The 6000-nt window shown below is 72.0% G+C and carries 4 protein-coding genes; 1 reads left to right on the top strand and 3 read right to left on the bottom strand.

Annotated elements, in window-relative coordinates; all coding sequences use genetic code 11:
• Nucleotides 1–616: 616 nt before the first annotated feature.
• Together BGM09_RS20360 and BGM09_RS20355 are read right to left on the bottom strand one after the other, a co-directional pair.
• On the bottom strand, nucleotides 617–3025 hold the full coding sequence (locus tag BGM09_RS20360) for an endonuclease/exonuclease/phosphatase family protein (protein ID WP_223187332.1): 2409 nt from the start codon (nucleotides 3023–3025) through the stop codon (nucleotides 617–619).
• A gap of 358 nt (nucleotides 3026–3383) precedes the next feature.
• Complete coding sequence (locus tag BGM09_RS20355) at nucleotides 3384–4172, bottom strand: DeoR/GlpR family DNA-binding transcription regulator (protein WP_188283080.1); 789 nt, start codon at nucleotides 4170–4172, stop codon at nucleotides 3384–3386.
• Between the two features lie 224 nt (nucleotides 4173–4396).
• On the opposite strand from BGM09_RS20355, the gene BGM09_RS20350 reads away from it, so the two are divergent.
• Nucleotides 4397–5218: a class II fructose-bisphosphate aldolase gene (locus BGM09_RS20350; RefSeq protein WP_188283079.1), complete on the top strand. Its 822-nt coding sequence runs from the start codon at nucleotides 4397–4399 to the stop codon at nucleotides 5216–5218.
• Nucleotides 5219–5296: 78 nt separating this feature from the next.
• Here BGM09_RS20350 and BGM09_RS20345 read toward each other — a convergent pair whose 3' ends face one another.
• Complete coding sequence (locus BGM09_RS20345; RefSeq protein WP_188283089.1) at nucleotides 5297–5926, bottom strand: TetR/AcrR family transcriptional regulator; 630 nt, start codon at nucleotides 5924–5926, stop codon at nucleotides 5297–5299.
• Nucleotides 5927–6000: the final 74 nt, after the last annotated feature.

Below are 6000 nucleotides of genomic sequence, written 5' to 3'. Positions count from 1 at the left end.
GGGCTCGCCACCGCCGTCAGACCGGCCATGGCCAGCGCGCCGACGGCCAGCGCCGCGAGGCCGATCCGGGTGCGGGAGCGGCGCCCGCGGTGCGACGCGGCGCCGGCCGTACCGGCCCGGTCCTGAGGGTCGTGCGCGTGGTCCTGCTCTGGTGCGTGTCCGGTGGACATGCGAAATCTCCTGTCCCGACGAAGCGTTGTGGGGGGTGCGCCCGTGTGCGGAGTACGGCGTGGCCGCCGCGTACGGCGGGGACCGCGGAGTGCGGCGGGGCCGTTGAACGCGGCGTGACCGCTGCGTGCGGCGGGGCCGCGGCCTTACGGCGTAAGCGTTTCCGGCGGCTCAGGGCGCGTGCGGGAGCGCTGACTGCGAGAGGCTGCCGTGCGGCGTCGCGCTGCCTTCCGGCATGGCGTGCATGAGGACTCCTGACCGGGTGGGGGGCCGTGTACAGGGTGGGGCACGCTCGTGAGAGCGCTCTCTCGAACAGGTAATGGTCTATAACTCCGCCATGCGCGCGTCAAGGCGTGGGGCAGGAAAGCCGGGCAGCACGAAGGGGCGGACCCCGCCGGGCCCGCCCCTCACATGTGCCTCACACGTCACTCAGCCGTACGACGACCTGCTACGGCTTGATCTTGACGACCTGCGGGTCGTGGTCGCTCGTCTGGTTGGCGAACTCCGAGTTGATGTGCACCACGTCGTAGTCGACGTGCTTCAGGCTGGGGCTGACCAGGATGTGGTCGAGGACCTGGGAGTTGCCCTCGTACACGTAGGAGTAACGCTCCGCCTTGGGCAGCGTGTTGACCAGGTCGGTGAGGACCGTGCCGTTGCCGGTGAGGGCCTGGGCGGCGGGCGAGAACTGGTAGTCGTTCAGGTCGCCGAGGACCACGACGTTCGCGTTGCGGTCGGCCTTCTCGAGCTGCTGCACGAAGTCGTGCTCCAGGATCGCCTGGCGGTTGCGCTGCACCTCCGAGCTGCGGACCGGCGGCTGGAAGCGGCTGTCGATGCCCTGGTCACCGCCCTTGCTGTTGAAGTGGTTCGCGATCACGAACAACTTCTCGCCGCGGAAGGTGAATTCGCCCACCAGCGGCTTGCGGCTGCTGTTCCACGCCGGGTCGTTGGGCGCGATGCGGCCGGGGGAGACGGTCAGCGCGGTCTTGGAGCCGGTGCCGGTGACGCCCACCGCGGTGGTGGAGTCGCCGCCGGGACGGTCGACGAAGCTGACGCGGTCGGCGTTGAACAGGAACACCGAGCGGATGTTGCCGCCGGGCTCGCCGCCGTCCTTGTCGTTGACCGGGTCGATCGAGCGCCACTGGTAACTCGGGCCGCCCGCCGCCTTGATGGCGTCGGTCAGCTTCGTCAGCGTCTTGTCCGCGGCGACCGTGCCGTCGTCGGTGGCGCCGTTGTTGTCCTGGATCTCCTCCAGCGCCACGATGTCGGGCGAACGGAGGCTGGTGACCAGGCCCTTGGCGAGCGCGTCGAACTTCGACTGCGGGTTGCCGGGCGCCAGGTTCTCCACGTTGTACGTGGCGATGGTGGCCTGGTCCGACTTGGCCTTGTCGGTCACCTCGGGCTTGAGGCCACCGCTCTTGACCGTGCCGATCGTGCGCGCCTGGACGGCGAAGGTGCCCGCGTACTGGTTGTAGTCCAGCGGACCCGCCGTCGTACCGCGCAGCGTGTCGCCGACGTTCGCCACCGGGAACGCCTGCGTGGCGGTCGGGATGAGCGACTGCACCATCAGGCGGCCGGAGTTGGGCTGGTCGTAGCCCGTGTAGAGGGTGCCGCCGCGCTTGGTCTTGTTCTGGTCCGCCTTGACCGTCACCCACAGCTCGGAGTACGGGTCGGTGGCGCCGACGACGCGGCTGTCACCGATCTGCACGTTCATGCCCTCGAGCGAGGCGAAGAGGTCGAGCGCGTACTCGGCGGGACGCAGCGGCAGGTTCTCGATCGTGCCGCCGCCGACGGCCGGGACGAACGCGTCGGGGACGCTCTTCTTGTCCAGGACGACGGGCGCGGGGAGCGCGTTGCCGTGCGAGACCACCGTGGCGGTGGCCTTGGTCAGCTCGGTCACCGGCTGGCCGCCGGCGGAGGCGCCGCCCGGGTAGTAGTCGGAGACGGTGCCCGCGAGCGAGACGCTGTCGCCGACCGCGACGGTCGGGGTGACCGAGCCGGTGAAGACGAAGATGCCCTCGCTGGTACGGGGGTTGGCGTCCGGCCTCGGGTCCTGCACCCAGTAGCCCTGCGAGGAGCCGAAGGAGCGGACGCCGATGACGATGCCGGTCGCGCCGGTGACCGCCTTGCCCGCGAGCGGGGAGAGCCGGGTGTCGCCCTGGATGTCGTGGATCTTCGCCTCGACGCCGGTCGGGGGCGAGGTGGGCGGCGTGGTCGGCGGGGTGGTGGGGGGCGTCGTCGGGCCGCCGCCGTCACCCGCGGCGCCCGGAGTGGGCGCGCCCGCGGTGAAGTCCGCCGCGTTGTCGTCGGTGTCCGTCAGCGTGGGGCGCGCCACCGAGTCGGTGTTGCTCGCCCCGGCCGCCGGGCCGTTGCCCTCGAACACCGCGGCGGTGCCGTAGCCGACCAGGTCGCGGATGGTGCCGTCGGCGGCGCAGTCCGCCTTCGTCACGCAGGTCAGCGGGTCGGTGCCGTGCACGAGGGCGACCGTTCCCGTCGTACCGGACATGTTGATGGCGCCGACCACGTTCGGCGACGGCAGCGCCGTCGTACCGCCGGTGCCCGCGGCCTCCTGCACCAGATACCGCGCGCCCGCGCCGAGCGACCCGGTCAGCGGCGTCACCTGCCACTTGGACGTCGGCGTCGGCGCGCCCGGCAGGTACTGCACGCTGTACCCGCTCAGGTCCAGCGGAGCGCTGCCCGAGTTGGCCAGCTCGATGAAGTCGTTCGTGTACGTGGCGCCGGAGTTCCCGCCGCCGCCGTACACCTCGGACACCATCACGTCGGCGGACGGCGTCGCGAAGGCGGTGTGCACGCCGACCGCGGCCAGCACCACCGCGCCGGCTATCCCGATCGTGACCAGCCGCTTGCGGTTCCCGGCAGTACCGGGTCTGTCAGGGCGGGGCTCTGCCCCAGAGATGTGCGACACCGGTGAGGGTCTCCTTCGTGCGGTGCGTTGAACGCGGTGAACACTTCGTGGTTTCTACGTCTCATGACGGCGCATCACGCCGCGCCTGAATGAGCGATCGGCTCAAGATACGCGCGTAGACCCCGCCGTAGAAGGAGCCGAGAGGTTAAATCTGCGTAGTTCCCGACGACGTGTTCCCCTACTACCGACCAGTTCCCTCAGCCAGTGCTATCGCCCCGACCGCGCCCCGCCGCCGCGGCGAGCGTCGCCGCGGCGAGTGCCGCCGCGTGCGCGCCGGGGCGAGTTGGTCGCGTCAGGCGATGGTGACGGTGATGCCGGCTTCTTCGAAGGCGGCGGCGGTTTCCGGGGGGATGGCTTCGTCGGTGATCAGGGTGTCGATGGTTTCGAGGCCGCAGACGCGGGCGAAGGCGCGGCGGCCGATTTTGGAGGAGTCGGCGGCGATGACGACGCGTTGGGCGCGTTCGGCGAGGAGGCGGTTGATGCTGGCCTCGTCCTCGTGGTGGGCGTAGACGCCCTGGGCGGGGTCGAGGGCGTCGATGCCGAGGACGGCGATGTCGAGGATGATCTCCTGGAGGACGCCGCGGGCGAGGGGGCCGGTGAGTTCGTAGGACTGGGGGCGGGCGACGCCGCCGGTGACGACGATCTTGATCTGCGGCCGGATGACGAGCTCGTTGGCGATGTTGAGGGCGTTGGTGACGACGGTGAGGGCGGGCTGGCGGGTGCCGTCCGCGGTGACGTCGCCGCGCAGGGCCAGTGCGCGGGCGACCTCGGTGGTGGTCGTGCCGCCGGTGAGGCCGACGACGTCGCCGAGGGCGACGAGGGAGGCGGCCGTCCTGCCGATGCGCTGCTTCTGGGAGGCGTGCCTGGCCGTCTTGTAGCGCAGCGGCAGTTCGTACGAGACGCCGTGCGCGACGGCCCCGCCGCGGGTGCGGGTGAGCATCTGCTGCTCGGCGAGCTGGTCCAGGTCGCGGCGGATGGTGGCGGTGGAGACGTCGAGCGTGGTCGCGACCTCCTCCACCTCCACGCGGCCGTGCTCGGCCAGCAGATCCAGCAGTGCGGTCCACCGGGCGTCCCTGGACACAGGCGTTCTCCTCCGTGACGTGATCGTGCGCGGCTCGACCGGGCGCCGCTCGACCGTGCGCGGCTTGACCGGTTCGGCTTGATCGTGCGCGCACCAGCGTGGCACACGCGCGCGGAGCCCACGGCCGTGCGGACTGCGCGCACCACGAATGCTTGAAAATGTTCGATTGTGCGGAGTAAGGTGCAAATACAAGCATCCTCGCGCAAGCATCGTCGGGAGAATCCATGCCTCTTGCAGCCGCCCGCGCGCTGATCACCGCCGCAGCGGTCGAGCACCGCGCCATCGCGGCCTTCGACGCGATCACGCTCGAACACGTACAAGCCGTCGTCGAAGGCGCGGAGTCGGTCGGCTCCCCGGTGATCATCCAGGTCAGCGAGAGCGTGGTGCAGTACTACGACGGGCGCCTGCTGCCGCTCGCCCGCGCCGCCGCGGAGACCGCGCGGGCCGCCGCCGTACCGGTCGCGCTGCACCTGGACCGGGTGCGCAGGACGGCGCTCCTCGCCCAGGCCGCGCACTGCGGCTTCAGTTCGATCATGTACGACGCGGCGCGCCTGCCGTACGCCGAGAACGTCGCGGTGACGCGCGACGCCGCGCAGTGGGCGCACGAGCAGAATCTGTGGATCGAGGCCGACGCGGCGGCCGTTCCGGCGGGTTCGGCGGCCGGCCCCGAGCCGGGCAGCGACCCGGACGCCGCCCGCGCCTTCGTCGCCGCCACCGGAGTCGACGCCCTGACCGTCTCGCTCGGCGCGCGCCCGGACCGCCGGCTGCTGGCCAGGCTGCGTACCGTCCTCGACGTACCCCTCGTCCTGCGCGACACGGCGGGCGCCACTGCCGGTGAACTCGGCCTCGCCGCCGCCGAGGGCATCAGCAAGGTCACCGTCGGCACCGGCCTCGACATCGCCATGACCGGCGCCGTCCGCGCCCGCCTCGCCGTGGACGACATCACCGACCCCCGCGTCTATCTCCGCGAGGGGCGGCGCGCCATGACCGCGACCGTCGCCGGCTTCATCCGGGCGCTGGACAGCCGCCTTCCGGCGGGGGCGTAAGGCTTCGAGCGGTCCGGGGCGCTGAGAGCGCTCAGGGCCCGTTACGTCAGCGCGGGGCGTTACGGTCAGCCCGAGGCGTTACGGCAGCAGCCGCAGCCCGGTGACGAGGACACCGGCCAGGCGCCGCGCGTCGTACCCCGGATCGCTGTCCGCCCCGATGCAGAGATTCCCGACCCCCCGCATGAGCACCCGCGCCTCGACGTCCGAGCGGATCTCACCGGCGGCGACGGCGGCGTCGAGCAGCCGGGTGCACACGGGCACGAGCCGGTCGAGGAAGTACGCGTGCAGCGCGTCGAACCCGGCCTCGTCGGAGTGCAGCACGCCCGCCAGTCCGTGCTTGGTGACCAGGAAGTCCACGAAGAGGTCGATCCACCGCCCGAGAGCGGCGTACGGCGACGGGTCGGCCGCCAGCAGCGCGGGACCGGCCTCGGCGCAGGCGTCGACCTGGTGCCGGTAGACGGCGATGATGAGGTCGGCGCGGGTCGGGAAGTGCCGGTAGATCGTGCCGGTGCCGACGCCCGCCTCGGCGGCGATGTCCCGGACCGGCGCCTCGACGCCTGACGTCACGAAGACGGCCGCCGCCGCGTCGAGCAGGGCCTCCTTGTTGCGCCGGGCGTCCGCCCGCTTGGGCCGGGGGGCCGCGCCCGTGCCGCCCTCCGCGCCGTGCCTGCCGCCAGGGCCGCCCGCCACATCCGCATCGCCCGCCATATCCGCGTCGCCCCCCTTGCCCGCGCCGCCTTCGCCGTCGTTCACCGCACCGTCCTCCGTCCTGTGTCCCCGGC

It is taken from the genome of Streptomyces sp. CBMA29 (genome assembly GCF_014596445.1).
In the GTDB taxonomy this organism is placed as follows: Bacteria; Actinomycetota; Actinomycetes; order Streptomycetales; family Streptomycetaceae; genus Actinacidiphila.
Note: the sequence above shows the minus strand (reverse complement) of the source record. Positions and strands in the feature narration are given on the sequence as shown.

What these genes read in the sequence shown, in the direction of transcription:
- BGM09_RS20350 (WP_188283079.1), top strand. Translation starts at nt 4,397, where the DNA reads ATGCCTCTTGCAGCCGCCCGCGCGCTGATCACCGCCGCAGCGGTCGAG.
- BGM09_RS20345 (WP_188283089.1), bottom strand. Translation starts at nt 5,926, where the DNA reads ATGGCGGGCGATGCGGATGTGGCGGGCGGCCCTGGCGGCAGGCACGGC.